Annotated in this window: 15 protein-coding genes; 5 read left to right on the top strand and 10 right to left on the bottom strand. The window is 73.3% G+C overall.

Features of this window, described 5'->3' with window-relative positions; translation table 11 throughout:
* Positions 1-125: 125 nt before the first annotated feature.
* Positions 126-803 (bottom strand): lysophospholipid acyltransferase family protein, encoded by a 678-nt coding sequence (locus ACIGHB_RS13145; protein WP_399912470.1) that lies wholly within the window; start codon positions 801-803, stop codon positions 126-128.
* Between the two features lie 95 nt (positions 804-898).
* Between ACIGHB_RS13145 and ACIGHB_RS13140 the strand changes: the two genes are divergently transcribed.
* A complete protein-coding gene (locus ACIGHB_RS13140; protein WP_399912467.1) occupies positions 899-1,945 on the top strand; it encodes a DUF3048 domain-containing protein in 1,047 nt (348 codons plus the stop codon).
* A gap of 231 nt (positions 1,946-2,176) precedes the next feature.
* Here ACIGHB_RS13140 and ACIGHB_RS13135 read toward each other — a convergent pair whose 3' ends face one another.
* The 5 genes from ACIGHB_RS13135 to ACIGHB_RS13115 all read right to left on the bottom strand — a co-directional run bounded on the left by ACIGHB_RS13135 (position 2,177) and on the right by ACIGHB_RS13115 (position 6,927).
* On the bottom strand, positions 2,177-2,392 hold the full coding sequence (locus ACIGHB_RS13135) for a hypothetical protein (RefSeq protein ID WP_360311131.1): 216 nt from the start codon (positions 2,390-2,392) through the stop codon (positions 2,177-2,179).
* Positions 2,393-2,625: 233 nt separating this feature from the next.
* Positions 2,626-3,573, bottom strand: a complete 948-nt coding sequence (locus ACIGHB_RS13130) for a cytochrome c oxidase assembly protein (RefSeq protein ID WP_360310924.1) — start codon at positions 3,571-3,573, stop codon at positions 2,626-2,628.
* 129 nt (positions 3,574-3,702) lie between these two features.
* A complete protein-coding gene (locus ACIGHB_RS13125; RefSeq protein WP_360310926.1) occupies positions 3,703-4,731 on the bottom strand; it encodes a 6-phosphofructokinase in 1,029 nt (342 codons plus the stop codon).
* Between the two features lie 188 nt (positions 4,732-4,919).
* Positions 4,920-5,648 (bottom strand): glutamine amidotransferase, encoded by a 729-nt coding sequence (locus ACIGHB_RS13120; RefSeq protein ID WP_360310928.1) that lies wholly within the window; start codon positions 5,646-5,648, stop codon positions 4,920-4,922.
* A 31-nt stretch (positions 5,649-5,679) separates the two neighbouring features.
* Positions 5,680-6,927 carry a MurT ligase domain-containing protein gene (locus tag ACIGHB_RS13115; protein WP_360310930.1) on the bottom strand — a complete coding sequence of 416 codons (1,248 nt, stop codon included), beginning with the start codon at positions 6,925-6,927 and terminating at the stop codon, positions 5,680-5,682.
* A gap of 124 nt (positions 6,928-7,051) precedes the next feature.
* On the opposite strand from ACIGHB_RS13115, the gene def reads away from it, so the two are divergent.
* Positions 7,052-7,612 (top strand): peptide deformylase, encoded by a 561-nt coding sequence (gene def, locus ACIGHB_RS13110; RefSeq protein WP_360310932.1) that lies wholly within the window; start codon positions 7,052-7,054, stop codon positions 7,610-7,612.
* A 189-nt stretch (positions 7,613-7,801) separates the two neighbouring features.
* On the opposite strand, the gene ACIGHB_RS13105 is transcribed toward def, so the two are convergent.
* Positions 7,802-8,449, bottom strand: a complete 648-nt coding sequence (locus ACIGHB_RS13105) for a TetR family transcriptional regulator (RefSeq protein WP_360310934.1) — start codon at positions 8,447-8,449, stop codon at positions 7,802-7,804.
* Between the two features lie 173 nt (positions 8,450-8,622).
* On the opposite strand from ACIGHB_RS13105, the gene ACIGHB_RS13100 reads away from it, so the two are divergent.
* Positions 8,623-9,837, top strand: coding sequence for an acyl-CoA dehydrogenase family protein (locus ACIGHB_RS13100; RefSeq protein ID WP_360310936.1), 1,215 nt, complete (start codon positions 8,623-8,625; stop codon positions 9,835-9,837).
* Positions 9,838-9,863: 26 nt separating this feature from the next.
* On the opposite strand, the gene ACIGHB_RS13095 is transcribed toward ACIGHB_RS13100, so the two are convergent.
* Positions 9,864-10,460 (bottom strand): hypothetical protein, encoded by a 597-nt coding sequence (locus ACIGHB_RS13095; RefSeq protein ID WP_399912460.1) that lies wholly within the window; start codon positions 10,458-10,460, stop codon positions 9,864-9,866.
* Between the two features lie 118 nt (positions 10,461-10,578).
* On the opposite strand from ACIGHB_RS13095, the gene ACIGHB_RS13090 reads away from it, so the two are divergent.
* Positions 10,579-11,916, top strand: coding sequence for a phytase (locus ACIGHB_RS13090; RefSeq protein WP_399912457.1), 1,338 nt, complete (start codon positions 10,579-10,581; stop codon positions 11,914-11,916).
* 16 nt (positions 11,917-11,932) lie between these two features.
* Here ACIGHB_RS13090 and ACIGHB_RS13085 read toward each other — a convergent pair whose 3' ends face one another.
* Positions 11,933-12,418 (bottom strand): VOC family protein, encoded by a 486-nt coding sequence (locus ACIGHB_RS13085; RefSeq protein WP_399912454.1) that lies wholly within the window; start codon positions 12,416-12,418, stop codon positions 11,933-11,935.
* A gap of 143 nt (positions 12,419-12,561) precedes the next feature.
* On the opposite strand from ACIGHB_RS13085, the gene ACIGHB_RS13080 reads away from it, so the two are divergent.
* Positions 12,562-13,959, top strand: a complete 1,398-nt coding sequence (locus ACIGHB_RS13080) for a cytochrome P450 (protein WP_399912452.1) — start codon at positions 12,562-12,564, stop codon at positions 13,957-13,959.
* Between the two features lie 8 nt (positions 13,960-13,967).
* Here ACIGHB_RS13080 and ACIGHB_RS13075 read toward each other — a convergent pair whose 3' ends face one another.
* Positions 13,968-15,176, bottom strand: a complete 1,209-nt coding sequence (locus tag ACIGHB_RS13075; protein WP_399912449.1) for a helix-turn-helix domain-containing protein — start codon at positions 15,174-15,176, stop codon at positions 13,968-13,970.
* Between the last annotated feature and the right edge of the window lie 29 nt (positions 15,177-15,205).

Genomic DNA, 15,205 nt, shown 5'->3' with positions numbered 1-15,205 from the left:
TGAAGGACGCTGGAGGGGCGATCGCACAACGACCGCCCCTCCACCGCTCATGAGCCGGCTGCACGCGCCCGTTCCCGAGCCACCGCTCATGAGCCGGCTGCACGTGCCCGTCCCCGAGCCACCGCTCACGAACCGGACCCCTTCACCACGGCCGCGTACTCGTCCACGTACTCCTGCCCCGACAGCCGCATGATCGCGTACATGATCTCGTCCGTGACCGCGCGCACCACCGCCCGCTCGTCCGCCGAGCCCGCGAACCGCGAGAAGTCCAGCGGCTCACCGAACCGGATGGTCACCCGCCGGATCCGCGGCACGACCCGCCCCGGCGGCTGGATCTCGAAGGTGCCGACCATCGCGCACGGCACCACCTTCACCCCGGCCGTCAGCGCCATCACCGCCACCCCGACCTTGCCCTTGTACAGCCGCCCGTCGTGCGAGCGCGTGCCCTCGGGGTAGATGCCCAGCAACTCGTCCTTGGCCAGCACCCCCAGGCCCTCGCGGATCGCCGCCTGACCCGCCTCCTTGCCCGAGCGGTCCACCGGGATCTGCCCGGCCGCCCGGAAGAACGCGGCCGTCAGCCGCCCCTTCAGCCCCGGCCCGGTGAAGTACTCCTGCTTCGCCAGGAAGGTGATCCGCCGGTCGAGCACCACCGGCATGAGGAAGTGGTCGGAGAAGGAGAGGTGGTTGCCCGCGACGATCGCCGCGCCGTCCTCCGGGATGTGCTCGATCCCCTCCACCCGCGGCCGGAACAGCAGTTTCAGCAGCGGTCCGAGGAGCACGTACTTCAGCAGCCGGTAGAACACCGGAACCCCCGTTCGTCGTCCGTCTCGACCCGTTGTAACGCCCCGGCCGCCCGTGGTCCACTGGGAGGAGTGTCCCGACCCACCGGGAGGCCGACATGCCAGGCGCGCGCGGACCCCGGCGTCCCGGGCGCGTGCTCACGGCGCTGCTGTGCGCGGTGACCGCGGCCGGACTGTACGGCTGCTCCGGCTCGGGCCCGCCGGAGCCGACGCCGACACCGACACCCACGGCGACACCCACAACCCCCTCCACGGCTCCGCCGACGCGCGCGCCCACCACGACCGCCGCCCCCCGCCAGGTCTCGCCCTTCACCGGCCTGCCCGCCCGCGCCGGCCCCGTCCTCGCCGTGAAGATAGACAACGCCGCCGCGGCCCGCCCCCACACCGGCCTCGGCGCCGCCGACCTCGTCTACGTCGAACAGGTCGAAGGCGGTGTCACCCGCCTCCTCGCCGTCTACTCCTCCCGCCTCCCCGACAGCGTCGGCCCCGTCCGCAGCGCCCGCGAGTCCGACATCTCCCTGCTGCGCCCCTTCGGCCGGCCCGCCCTCGCCTACTCCGGCGCCCAGACCAGGCTCACCCCGCTGCTGGAAGCCGCGCCGCTCGAACTCGTCGCCCCGACGGACGCGCCCCGGGCGTTCCGGCGCTCCCCGGACCGCCCCGCCCCGTACAACCTCTACCTGCGCCCCGAGCGGGCCCTCGCCGCCGCGCCCGACGCATCCGACGCGCGCCCGATCGGACTGCGCTTCGGCGCCGCGCCCGCCGGCGGCACCCCGACCGACGCGCGGACGGCCCGCTTCCCCGCCGCCCGGTACACCTTCACCTGGTCCGCCGCTGACCGCGGCTGGCGCGTCGCCATCGACGGCCGCGCCGCCACCAGCACCGACAGCGGCCCGCTCACCCCCGCCACCGTCGTCATCCAGCGCGTGACCATCCGGCCGTCCGACTTCCGCGACGTCACCGGCGCCGTCTCCCCGTACACCGAGACCACCGGCTCGGGCCCGGCCACGGTGCTGCGCGACGGGCGGGCGTACGAGGCCGGCTGGTCCCGCCCCGACCCGGCCGGCGGCACCTCCTTCACCACCCCCGACGGCGGCCCGCTCGCCTTCGCCCCCGGCCAGGTGTGGATCGTCCTCGCCCCGCGCTGACCACCGCGCGGCCGGGGAACGAGTAAGCGCCCGGCCCGAAGCCCAGCCCCAAGCCCGGCCCGAAGCCCGACCCGGAGCCCAGCCCCAAGCCCGGCCCGAAGCCCGACCCGGAGCCCGGCCCCAAGCCCGGCCCCAAGCCCGGCCCCAAGCCCGGCCCCAAGCCCGGCCCCAAGCCCGGCCCGAAGCCCGGCCCCAAGCCCGGCCCCAAGCCCGGAAGCACCGCATCGCCGCTCAGCGCGGCGACGGGCCGGAGCCCCCGGGGCGCCTCGCGCGCGGGGCGGCGGGGGCTCCGGTGCTGTCCGCCGCCGCCATGCCGATCGTCGCGATACCGAGCACGATCCAGCCGAACCAGAGCCATCCGCTGCTGCCGAGCGCCACCGTGTACGCGGTGATCAGCACCAGCACGGCGCAGGTGACGATCGTCATCGCCTTCGTGGAACCGGACATCCGCCCGCCCTCCTCCCGACCGGGGCCCCGGCCCCGGGGGCGCGGGAAGCCTCCCTGCCATCGTGACTCCCCACAGGGGGCGCGCGCTACTCCCCGGACGCCCCGGCGTGCGCCGGGCAGCACGCAGCACAGCGCGAGGGGACACCACGAAGCACGTCCGACAGCACGAAACCCCCGGGACACGTGGTCCCGGGGGCCGAAGGGGTGGAGGGTGGGATGCCGGCGTGGAAGGCTCAGCGGCGCGCCTGGAGCGAGGCCAGGTACGCGTTGTACTCCTCCAGCTCCTTGTCGCCGTCCCGGTCGGCCTGCCGGTCCTTGCGGACCGCCTGCCGCTGCTCGGAGTGGTACCACTGGTAGACCAGCGCGATCAGCACCAGCACCGAGGGGATCTCGCTGAAGGCCCAGGCGATGCCGCCGGCGGCGTTCTGGTCGGCGAGCGCGTCGATGCCGAGGGAGGCCGGCGGGTTCTCGTACGCCTTCACCAGGGGCTGGCTCGCCATCATCATCGCGATGCCGAAGAAGGCGTGGAACGGCATGCCCGCGAAGAGTTCCAGCATCCGCATCACGTACCCCGGCCGGTGCGGGCCCGGGTCGACGCCCATGATCGGCCAGAAGAAGATCAGGCCCACGGCGAGGAAGTGGACCATCATGCCGATGTGCCCCGGCTTCGACGCCATCAGGGTGTCGAAGAGCGAGGTGAAGTACAGGCCGTAGAGGCTCGCGATGAACATGCTGATGGTGAACACGGGGTGCGTGATGACCCGCATGTACCGGCTGTGCAGCAGCTTCAGCAGCAGCTCGCGCGGGCCGAACGCGTCGCGTCCGGCGACCGGCAGCGCGCGCAGCGCCAGCGTGACCGGCGCGCCCAGGAGCAGCAGGATCGGCGAGACCATGGAGATCACCATGTGCTGCACCATGTGGACGCTGAACATGACCATGCCGTAGTCGTTCAGCTTGGTGCACATCACGAGCGCGATGGTCAGCACGCCGGAGGTGAAGAGCACGGTCCGGGCGACCGGCCAGGCGTCGCCGCGCTTCCGCAGCCGGGCGACCCCCCACCCGTACAGACCGAGCGCGGCGAGGCACCCGATCAGGAAGAACAGGTCGGGAGAGAACTCCAGGCCCCGCCCCAGCGTGAACGGCGGCAGATCCGTGGTCATGCCGTGCCCGCTGTGATCCATCGTTTGTCTCCTGGAGCCCATTGCGCGCCGAGCCCGTTTCGCGCTTGTTGTCCGCACCAGACTAGAACCGCCCCCGGTCGCGCTCGCGACCGGGGGCGGGTGTCGGGCGCACCGGGTGCGCGGGGGTGCTCAGAGCACGCACTCGGCCTCGGCGTAGCGGTCCTCGGGGACCGTCTTCAGCGTCTCCACGGCCTGCGCCAGCGGCACCATCACGATGTCGGTGCCGCGCAGCGAGGTCAGCATGCCGAACTCGCCGCGGTGCGCGGCCTCGACGGCGTGCCAGCCGAAGCGGGTGGCGAGGACGCGGTCGTACGCGGTGGGCGTGCCGCCGCGCTGGACGTGGCCGAGGATGACCGGGCGGGCCTCCTTGCCGAGCCGGCGCTCCAGCTCGACGGAGAGCTGGTTGGCGACGCCGGTGAACCGCTCGTGGCCGTAGATGTCGGTGCCGGCCGTCTTGAAGTCCATGGAGGAGCCCTCGCGCGGCTTGGCGCCCTCGGCGACGACGACGATGGCGAAGCGCTTGCCGTCCTCGAAGCGGGCGCCGACCCGGGCGGTCAGCTCGTCGATGTCGAAGGGGCGCTCCGGGACGACGACGGCGTGGGCGCCGGCGGCCATGCCCGAGTGGAGGGCTATCCAGCCGGTGTGGCGGCCCATGACCTCGACGACGAGGACGCGCTGGTGCGACTCGGCGGTGGTCTTCAGCCGGTCGAGGGCCTCGGTCGCCACGGTGACGGCGGTGTCGAAGCCGAAGGTGACGTCGGTCGAGGCGATGTCGTTGTCGATCGTCTTCGGGACGCCGACGATGGGGAGACCGGCCTCGGAGAGGAGGTTGGCCGCCTTGAGGGTGCCCTCGCCGCCGATCGGGATGATCGCGTCGAGGCCGAGGTCGGCGACGTGGCCCCGGGCCCGCTCGACCCCGTCGACGAGGTGCGCGGGCTGGACGCGGGAGGAGCCGAGGATGGTGCCGCCGCGGGCGAGGATGCCGCCCACCGCGTCGAGGTCGAGCTTCCGGTAGTCGGCCTCCAGGAGGCCCTTCCACCCGTCGAGGAAGCCGATGACTTCGTCCCCGTGGTCCACGACGGCCCGGTGCACGACGGACCGGATGACGGCATTCAGACCGGGGCAGTCTCCGCCGGAGGTGAGCACACCAATGCGCATAGCCCAAAAACCTTTGCAACGTGGGCCGACTCCCGGACCACGTCGTCCGGCTGGATCCCCGCCACCCTATCGTTGCCGAGTGGCGGGGCCGAACCGGATGTCCGCAGATTGGACACCGTATTTACATACGAATCCAATGTGCGCTAGCCCGCTCAGAAGTGCGCTTCCGCGGGGCTGGTGACCGTGTCTCAGGCGGGCTGCGTGGCCGCCGCGATGCGCTCGGCGCGCAGCGCCTCGTACCACCGGTCGTCGGTCGGCGGCAGCGCGTTGACGTCGAGGGCCAGCTTCAGCAGCAGGTCCGCGATCTGCGGGTTGCGGGCCATCACGGGACCGTGCATGTAGGTGCCGAAGACGGTGTCGTTGTACGCGCCCTCGGTGCCGTCGCCGGTGCCGTTGCCGTTGCCGAAGACGGTGCGGGCGAAGGGGCGGGCCGTCGGGCCGAGGTGGGTGATGCCCTGGTGGTTCTCGAAGCCGGTCAGCTGCGGGAGACCCAGGTGCGGGTCGATGTCGGCGAGCACGTCGCCGACGCAGCGGGCGCCCTCGCCGCGGACCGTGGTCACGTCGAGGAGGCCGAGGCCCGGCTCGCGCGCCCCGAGGTCGTTGATGAACTCGTGGCCCAGGATCTGGTAGCCGGCGCAGACCGAGAAGATGATCGCGCCGTTGGAGGCGGCCCGGGAGAGGCCGCCGTCGCGGCGCAGCCGCTCGGCCGCGAGCCGCTGCGGCCGGTCCTCGCCGCCGCCGATCAGGTAGATGTCCCCGGAGGTGGGGACGGGCTGGTCGCTGCGGACGTCGACGCGCTCGACGGCCAGGCCGCGCTGGTGGGCGCGGCGCTCGACGACGAGCACGTTGCCCTGGTCGCCGTAGGTGCTGAGCAGGTCGGGGTAGACCCAGACCACACGCAGGCTGCTGTCACTCATGCTGCCACTCCTTCTGCGAGTCGGGGCGGGGTCAGTTGCCGACACGGCGGCGAACGTCCTGGAAGGCGGTGTAGTTGGCGATCAGTTCGATCTGCCCGGGCGGGGCCATGGCGACGGCCTCGTCGAGCGTCTCGCAGACTCGGAAGTCGACGCCCGCGACCTCCAGGCGGACCGCGAGGTCGAGCCGGCGGTCGCCGATCACCATGATCGGGTGGCCGGCGAGCCGGCCGTAGTCGACGTCCCACAGCCAGGAGGTGTCGGTGCCGTCGGCGCCGCGCGCGTTCACCGAGAGGATCACCGGCGTCGGCGGCGGGTCGATCAGGGAGAAGGTCTCCAGCCAGCCCGCCGGGTTCTTGGCGAGCAGCAGCCGCAGCTGCCGGTTCTGGAAGGAGACGACGTCGTAGCGGCCGGCCACGGCCTGCACCTGGTACATGCGCTCCAGGGCGACCTGCGGCGGCACGCCGAAGACGGCGGCGACGGCGGCCGAGGTGGCGGCGTTGGCCTTGTTGGCGCGGCCGGGCAGCTGGAGCCGGATGGGCCAGGCGGAGCCGTGCGGGTCGAGCACGTGGTCGCCGCTGAGCGCCCAGCTGGGGGCGGGGCGGCGGAAGCCGCACTCGCCGCAGAACCAGTCGTCGCCCGGGCGCTGGAGCACACCGCCGCAGGAGGGGCACGACCAGGCGTCGTCCTTCCACTCCTGGCCGACCGCGACCCACACCACGTTGGGGGAGGAGGAGGCGGCCCACACGATCAGCGGGTCGTCGGCGTTGGCGATGACGACGGCCTTGGAGCCGTTGAGGCCCTCGCGCCACTTCTCGGCGAGCATCCGCGTCTCGGCGGCGCGGTCGAGCTGGTCGCGGGAGAGGTTGAGCAGCGCGATCGCCTTGGGGGTGGTGTCGCGGGCGACACCGGCGAGGTACTTCTCGTCGACCTCGATCACGCCGAACCGGGCGTCGCCGCCGCCGGCGAGGGCGGAGGTGATGCCCGCGGGCATGTTGGCGCCGAGGGCGTTGGAGACCACCGGGCCGCTGGCCCGGAGCGCCTCGGCGATCAGCCGGGTCGTGGTGGTCTTGCCGTTGGTGGCGGACACGAGGACGACGTCCAGGTGCTGCGCGAGCCGTCCCAGCAGGTCGGGGTCGAGCTTGAGCGCCACCCGGCCGCCGATCACCGATCCGCTGCCACGGCCGGCCGCCCGCGACACCGCGGCGGCTGCCTTGCCCGCGGTCACGGCCAGCTTGGCCCGAGGCGACAGCGGCTCTGGATTACCGGGGTGTCCTGACATCGTCCTTGATCCTCCTTGCGTCGGTCGGGGCTCAGCCTATCGAGAACCGGCCAGGAGCCCGAACCACGGCACCGGGCCGACCGTATGAAATGAGGAGGTCACGGTGGACCGTAGGCTTGCCGCCATGCGAAACCGCCCCATCCCCGGCAGCTCCGGCGTCGCCCGGACGATGACCCTGCTCGGCGACCCCGTGCTGCACACCCCCTGCGCCCCCGTCACCGAGTTCGGGCCCGAACTCGACGCGCTGGTCGAGTCGATGTTCGCCACGATGTACGCCGCGCACGGCGTGGGTCTCGCCGCGAACCAGGTGGGTGTGGGGCTGCGGGTCTTCGTCTACGACTGCCCGGACGACGAGGACGTGCGTCACCTCGGGCACGTGGTCAACCCGCGCCTGGTCGAGGCCGACGGCGACGAGTACCGGGGCCCGGAGGGCTGCCTCTCGCTGCCGGGCCTGGAGGCGCCGGTGGCCCGCCACGACCGGGCGGTGGTGGAGGGGGTGCGCGCGGACGGCACGCCGGTCCGCGTCGAGGGCACCGGGTTCTTCGCCCGCTGTCTCCTCCACGAGATGGATCACCTGGAGGGCCGCGTCTACGCCGAGCGCGTCACGGGGTGGCGCAGATCACGCCTCCTCCGCGCCATCCGCAAGCAGCCCTGGGGCGGAGGCGCGACCGCGCTGGAGGCGTGACGGAAGCCTTCTGGCGTACGGCTCCGAGGGCGAGCGCCCGCCCCCGGCCCGCCCACCGGCGAACCGCCCCGCCAAGGGCCGTGCCCCCTCCCGCCCCGACCGCCGGCCGGGGCCGTGGGCGCGCCGGACCCGACCGCCGGCCGGGGCCGTGGGCGCGCCGGACCGGAGGGCGTACGGCCGGAAGATCCGTCAGAACCCCGGGCCGTCCGCGCGGTCGTCCGCCTCGGCGAGGCGGCCCCAGAGGAGGTCCGCGAGGGAGTGGACCAGTTCGGCGCGGGAGCAGGGGCGCTCGCCGAGCCACCAGTCGCCGGCGGCGTGCATCATGCCCACGATGCCGTGGCCCCAGATCCGGGCCTGGGCCTCGGCGGCCGGTCCGAGGTCGACGCGCTCGGCGATGACCTGGCCCAGCTCCTCGCCCATGCGGCGGAGCAGCGGGGCGGAGTGGCGGCCGACGTCGAAGCCCTGCTCGGCCTGGTGGGACTCCTCGGCCGGGTGCATCAGGAAGCGGTAGACCTGCGGCATCGCCTCGATGGAGGCGAGGTAGGTGTCGAGGGTGGACTCGACCCGGCGGCGCCGGTCGGCGGGGGCGTCGAGGGCGGCCCGCAGCGAGGCGAGGAGGGCGTCGGTGTGGCGGGTGGCGAGGGCGCGGTAGAGGCCGCCCTTGTCGCCGAAGTGGCGGTAGAGGATCGGCTTGGTGATGCCGGCCTCGGCCGCGATCGCGTTCATGGATGCCTTGGGGCCGTCGCGGAGCACCACCCGGTCCGCCGCCTCCAGCAGTTCGCGCCGCCGCTGCTCGGCGGGCTTCTGCTGGTCGGTGGTCCGGTGTGCGATGTCCATAAGCGTGTCTCCCCGCCCGTGCGATGACCTGAGGCTGTCGCAACGTAACACCCGACCGGCATGCTGTGCCGAACCGCCCGATCCGGTGCGCGGGGGAGGATCCGCAGGTTGACAGCCGTACCCGCCGGTAACAGACTGGTGTTACCGCAAGTAACGTACTGCTGGGAGGGAACATGGCCGAGTTCACGTTCGAGCTCAATGACGACCAGAAGGAAGTCCGTGACTGGCTTCACGGCTTCGCCGCGGACGTCATGCGGCCGGCCGCCGCCGAGTGGGACGAGCGTGAGGAGACCCCCTGGCCGATCATCCAGGAGGCCGCCAAGCTCGGGATCTACTCGCTCGACTTCTACGCCCAGCAGTTCTTCGACCCGACCGGCCTCGGCGTCCCGATGACCATGGAGGAGCTCTTCTGGGGCGACGCCGGCATCGCGCTCTCCATCGTCGGCACCGGCCTCGCCGCCGTCGGCGTCCTCGCCAACGGCACCGAGGAGCAGATCGGCACCTGGGTCCCGCAGATGTACGGCGACGCCAACGACGTGAAGGTCGCCGCCTTCTGCTCCTCCGAGCCCGACGCGGGATCCGACGTCGCCTCCATGCGCACCCGGGCCGTCTACGACGAGGCCAAGGACGAGTGGGTGCTCAACGGCACCAAGACCTGGGCGACCAACGGCGGCATCGCCAACGTCCACGTCGTCGTCGCCGTCGTCGACCCGGAGCTCGGCTCCAAGGGCCACGCCTCCTTCATCGTGCCGCCGCACACCCCCGGCCTCTCCCAGGGCCAGAAGTTCCAGAAGCACGGCATCCGCGCCTCCCACACCGCCGAGGTCGTCCTGGAGGACGTCCGCGTCCCCGGCTCCTGCCTGCTCGGCGGCAAGGACAAGCTGGACGAGCGCCTCGCCCGCGCCCGGGAGAAGGCGAAGGCGGGTGGGGAGAGGGTCAAGAACGCCGCCATGGCCACCTTCGAGGCGTCCCGCCCGGCGGTCGGCGCCATGGCCGTCGGCACCGCGCGCGCCGCGTACGAGGTCGCCCTCGACTACGCGAAGACCCGCGTCCAGTTCGGCCGCCCCATCATCGAGAACCAGGGCGTCGCCTTCCAGCTCGCCGACATGGCCACCCAGATCGACGCCGCCCGGCTGCTGGTCTGGCGCGCCTCCTGGATGGCCACCGCGGGCAAGCCCTTCACGAAGGCCGAGGGCTCCATGTCGAAGCTGTACGCGAGCGAGGTCGCCAAGAGCGTCACGGCCCAGGCCATCCAGATCCTCGGCGGCAACGGCTACACCCGCGAGTACCCCGTCGAGCGCATGCACCGCGACGCCGCGATCTACACGATCTTCGAGGGCACCAGCGAGATCCAGCGCATGGTGATCGGCCGGGCTCTCGGCAAGTAGTCCTCCGGGCTCTCGGCACGTACTCCTCAGCCGAACCAGACGATCAGGCGGACGTTCTCGTCACCGTGGACGGCCGCCAGGTCGCGCATAAGCGCCCAGGCCGGGCCCCAGCGGTCGCCGTCCGGCGGGACGAACATCCGGGGCGTGTACACGACCGGCCGGTAGACCGCCCCCTTCCACGGGACCTCGCCGCCGGCCGGCCACTCGTACGGGAACAGGTCCTCGCCGAAGATCTCCTCCGAGGCGTCGAGGACCTCGACCGGGGCCCACCGCACGTGGTCGAGGACCGGCTCCCCGTCCGCTCCCGGCACCCACACCCCGAGGTGGTTGCCGTCGGGGCGGTCGTTCAGCGGCGCGTCCCAGTCGACGGCCGCGACCTCGGCCCAGGTCGCGTACGAGTGGCTGTGGTTGATCTCGTCGTCGGGGATGCCCGCGGAGGCGTCCGCCGGGAGGCCCCGCATGTCGAACAGCGGACGGTCCACCTGGAGCGCGCCGCCGTACCCCCACAGGACCTCCCGCGCCTCCCGGTCGCGCACCGCCGCGCACTCCGGCAGCCAGTCGCGTACCGCCCAGCGCCCGTCCGGTCCCCGCACCTCGAACGCGCCCTCGATATCGCTGCCCATGCCGGGGAGGCTAACCGCGTGCGCGGTACCGCCGCTCGGAATTCACGGCTCCGCAAGGGCCGCTCCATCCCGCCTCCGTAGCGTCTCGGCCCGTCCGAGACCGCTACCGAGGAGTACCGTGAGCGCCTCCGCTCTGACCGCCCTGGCCGCCGCCTTCAGCGTCGTGGCCGCGGTCCCCGCCACCCCCCAGCCCCCTCCCGCCGCCGGCCCCGTCTCCGTCACCGCCCGCGCCGAGACGCCCGCCGTGTACGACGACGAGGCCGGCGGCAACGCCGACGCGGACGACCCCGCCGTCTGGGTCGACCCCGCGCGGCCCGGCCGCAGCCTCGTCATCGGCACCCTCAAGGAGGGCGGACTCGACGTCCACGGGCTCGACGGCCGCCGCCTCCAGCACATCGCCGCCCCGCAGGCCCCCGGCGAGGACGCGGCACCCGGCCGCTTCAACAACGTCGACCTCGTCTACGGCTTCGAGCTGAACGGCCGCCGCACCGACCTCGCCGTCGTCAGCGACCGGGGCCGCGACCGGATCCGCGCCTACGCCATCGACCCGGCCGCCGTCGCCGCCGGCCGCGCCCCGCTGAGGGACGTCACCGCCGCCGACGTCCGGCCCGTGTTCGCCGCGACCGAGGCCGAGGTCGACGACCAGACCACCGCCTACGGCCTCTCCGCCTACCGCGACGGCGACGACGCCTACGTCGTCGTCTCCCAGCGCGAGCGCAGCCGGCTGCGCCTGCTCGAACTGGAGGACCGCGGCGGCCGGGTCGGCTACCGCACCGAGGACACCCTCGACCTGCCCCGGTCCTTCACCCTGCCGGACGGCACCGCCTGGCGCCCGTGCGCCGACCCCGGCGAGCTGCCGCAGGTGGAGGGCATGGCCGTCGACCAGGAGGAGCACGTCCTCTACGCCGCCCAGGAGGCCGTCGGCCTGTGGCGGATCGAGCTCGACGACGAGGAGTTCGAGCGGCCCGAACTCCTCGACCGCGTCCGCGAGTACGGCACCCCGTGGAGCTACGACGCGGCCGAGGAGGAGTGCGTCCTCGACACCGCGCACGACCCCGGCTTCGGCGGCGACCACCTGAGCGCCGACGCCGAGGGCGTCACCGTCTACCACGGCGACGACGGAACGGGCTACGTCCTCGCCTCCAGCCAGGGCGACGACACCTACGCCGTCTACGCCCGCGAGGGCGGCAACGCCTACCTCGGCTCCTTCGCCGTCACCGACGGGCCCGCCACCGACGGGGTGCAGCACTCCGACGGGGCCACCGTGGTGAACGTGCCGCTCGGCGCGGCCTTCCCCAAGGGCCTCCTCGTCACCCACGACGGAGAGGCCACCCCGGCGGACGGCGAACGCGAGGGAACCAACTTCAAGTTCACCCGCTGGGACGCCGTCGCTGCCGCCTTCCCCGAGCCGCTCACCGTCGACACCCGCTCCTTCGACCCGCGCGACGCCGGCTGACCCCGCGCCCCGCCCGTCAGACCACGCAGAACTCGTTCCCCTCCGGGTCCTGGAGCACCACCGCGTAGTAGTCCATCCCGTCCGGCTCGTCCATCGTGTACAGCACGGTCGCGCCGAGCGCGGTCAGCCGGGCCACCTCCCCGTCGACCCGCTCCCGGCGCACCGCGAGCGGCACCCCGCGTCCACCGCCGACCTTCAGGTCCAGGTGGACGCGGTTCTTCCCCGTCTTCGGCTCCGGGACCTGCTGGAACCACACCCGGGGCCCGACGCCCGCCGGGTCGACCAGCGACTCCGGCAGGTCCCCGGCCCCGTCGCCCAGCTCCTCCTCCGGCACCCCGATCGCCTCCCAGTACGCCCGCCAGGTCGCGTGCCCCTCGGGCGGCGGCTCCGGAACGTACCGCAGGGCCTCCGCCCAGAACGGCACAAGGCGGGCCGGATCCGCGCAGTCGATCGTCAGCTGAAGGGTCATCGGGGGGCGCCCGTCCACCTCGTTCTCGTCCATGGAGCCAGCCTCCCAGACACCACCGACAACGCCCCCGGACCAAGCCGGCGGACCGGATCCGGACGCCACGTACACGGAAGCTACCCTCCGGTCACCTCCCTGCGGGACAATCGCCACGCCGTCGCGATCAAGGGGGAAACCACATGGCGACCGAAGCCGGAACCGAAGCCGGAACCCAAGCCGGAACCGAAGCACCCGTCCTCACCGGACTGCCCGTCATCGGCTCGATGTTCGACCTGAAGAACGACTCGCTCGGCACCTTCCTGCGGGCGCGCGCCGAACACGGCGACGTCGTCCGGATCAGCGCCGGCCCGCCCGGCGTCCGCGCCCACGTCTACGCCGTCTTCTCCGCCGAGGGCGTCCAGCAGGTCCTCGCCGGCGAGTCCGCCAACTTCCGCAAGGACAACGCCTTCTACCAGGAGGTCCGCGAGTCCTTCGGCAACGGCCTGCTCACCAGCCAGGACGACGACTACCTGCGCCAGCGCCGGCTCGTCCAGCCGCTCTTCACCAAGCGCCGCGTCGACGGCTACGCCGACGCCATCGCCACCGAGGTCGCCACCCTCACCGCCGAGTGGGAGAAGTCCGGCGCCACCACCGTCGACGTCCTCCACGAGTCGACCCGGCTCGCCCTGCGCGCCGTCGCCCGCATCCTCTTCGGCACCGACGTGGACTCCGCCGTCGAGGTCGTCGAGCGCTGCTTCCCCGGCGTCGGCTCGTACGTGCTCCGCCGCGGCTACGCCCCGGTCACCGTGCCCCGCGCGTGGCCCACCCCCGGCAACCGCAAGGCCGCCGCCCTCCACCGGGCCCTCTACGAGGAGTGCGACCGGATCATCGCCGAGCGGAAGGCCACCGGAAGGACCGGCACCGAGGGCGACGACCTGCTGAGCCTGCTCATGGCGGCCGAGAGCGCCGAGGACGGTGCCTTCTCCGCCACCGAACTGCGCGAGCAGGTCCTCGTCTTCCTGCTCGCCGGACACGAGACCACGGCCACCTCGATCGGCTTCGCCCTCCACCTCCTCGCCCGCCACCCGGAGGCGCAGCGGCGCGCCCATGAGGAGGTCGACCGGGTCCTCGCCGGCCGGGCCCCGGGCGCCGCCGACCTGGACGCGCTGCCGTACGTGACGCGGGTCCTGAAGGAGGCGATGCGGCTCTTCCCGGCGGCGCCGGTCATCGGCCGCAGGGCCGTCGCCGCCACGACCGTCGGCGGGGTCGCCGTCCCGGCCGGCGCCGACGTCATCGTGGCCCCGTGGGTCACCCACCGGCACCCCGCCTACTGGGAGGACGCCGAGCGCTTCGACCCGGACCGCTTCACCCCCGAGGCGGAGGCGGCCCGGCCCCGCTACGCCTGGTTCCCCTTCGGCGGCGGGCCCCGGGCCTGCATCGGCCAGCACTTCTCCATGCTGGAGTCGGTGACCGCGCTCGCGATGATCCTCCAGCGCCACGGCTTCGAGGCGGTGGACCAGGAGGTGCCGGTGGCCCCCGCGATCACCCTCCAGGCGGCCGGCCCGGCCCGCTGCCGGCTCGTCCCCAGGGAGGGCTAGGCGGGCGCTCAGTCGTGGGCGCGGCCGTGGAGGTGGAGCGAGCGGAGCGCCGCCTCCAGGGCGAAGCGGCGGTCCGGGTCGAGGAGCCGGTCGCCGAAGTGGTTGTCGAGGTTCCGCAGCCGGTAGCGGACGGTCTGGGCGTGCACGCCGAGCAGCTCGCCGACCTGCTCGGCGGGGGCCCGGGTGGAGACGTGCACGCGCAGCGTCTCGATCAGGCGCTCCCGCCGGGTGCCGGAGAGGCCGTCGAGCGGGGCCAGTTCGCGCCGTGCGAGCTGGTCCGTCAGGGCCGGGTCGGAGAGCAGCCACAGGGTCGTCAGATGGTCCTCGCAGCGCACGGCGGCGGCGTCCGGCACGATGCCGTCGTCGATCAGCTGGAGCACCCGCCGGGCCCAGCGCAGCGAGTGCGCGGCCTGCGGGGTCGCCACGGTCAGGCCCAGGACGGAGGGCGTGCCGGCCAGCGCGGAGTCGAGCATCGCTCGGCGCTCGGCGGTCAGCGCGCCGGGCACGAGCAGATGGGGGTGGGGGAGGCTGAGGTCGGCGAGCACGTCCCGGTCGAGCCGGGCCTGGAGGACGCCGATGGCGGGTGGCCGCAGCGCGATCAGGGTGCACTCGGCGGGCAGCTGCCAGGACGCCTCCTGGCAGAGCTCGGCGATGGTCGCGCGGGGCAGCGGCGGGCCGGCGACGACGAGGTGGAGCAGCTTCCTGCGCAGCGCGGTGACATCGGTGACCGCGCGGCTCTGCACGGCGAGGTAGCCCTCGCGGGAGAGCGTCTCCAGCTCGTCGACGTACGCGAAGAGGGCGTCGGCGAAGGCCAGGATCAGGGTGGGGGAGAGGTTGTAGGTGCGGCCGATGCTCTTGGCCCGGCGCAGGGCGATGCGGGCGCCCAGGCGGTAGGCCCCTTGTAACGTGTCGAGGTCCCGCCCCTCGTACGCCTCCACCCGGCCGAACTGGCGCAGGAGTTCGTCGCGGAGGGCGGGCTTCGCGCCGGGTCGGTCGACGCGGTCCACGAAGGCGGCCAGGGCCTGTTCCACGCCCTGGCGGATCGCGTCGGAGTGGGGCCCGTTGAAGAGGTGGGCGTACACGGGGTAGGCGCGCTCGATCTCCATGCCGATCTCTTTGATGAGGCCCGGGATCTCCGGTCTCATCAGGGCGGCGAACTCGCGGGGCAGCGGATCGAGCGGCTCACCGAGCTCGGGTGACTGTGCGGTGGAGGGCATGGATACCGATCCCTTGCTCTGCTACGTGA

The organism is Streptomyces sp. NPDC085460, assembly GCF_044541975.1.
In the GTDB taxonomy this organism is placed as follows: Bacteria; Actinomycetota; Actinomycetes; order Streptomycetales; family Streptomycetaceae; genus Streptomyces.
Note: the sequence above shows the minus strand (reverse complement) of the source record. Positions and strands in the feature narration are given on the sequence as shown.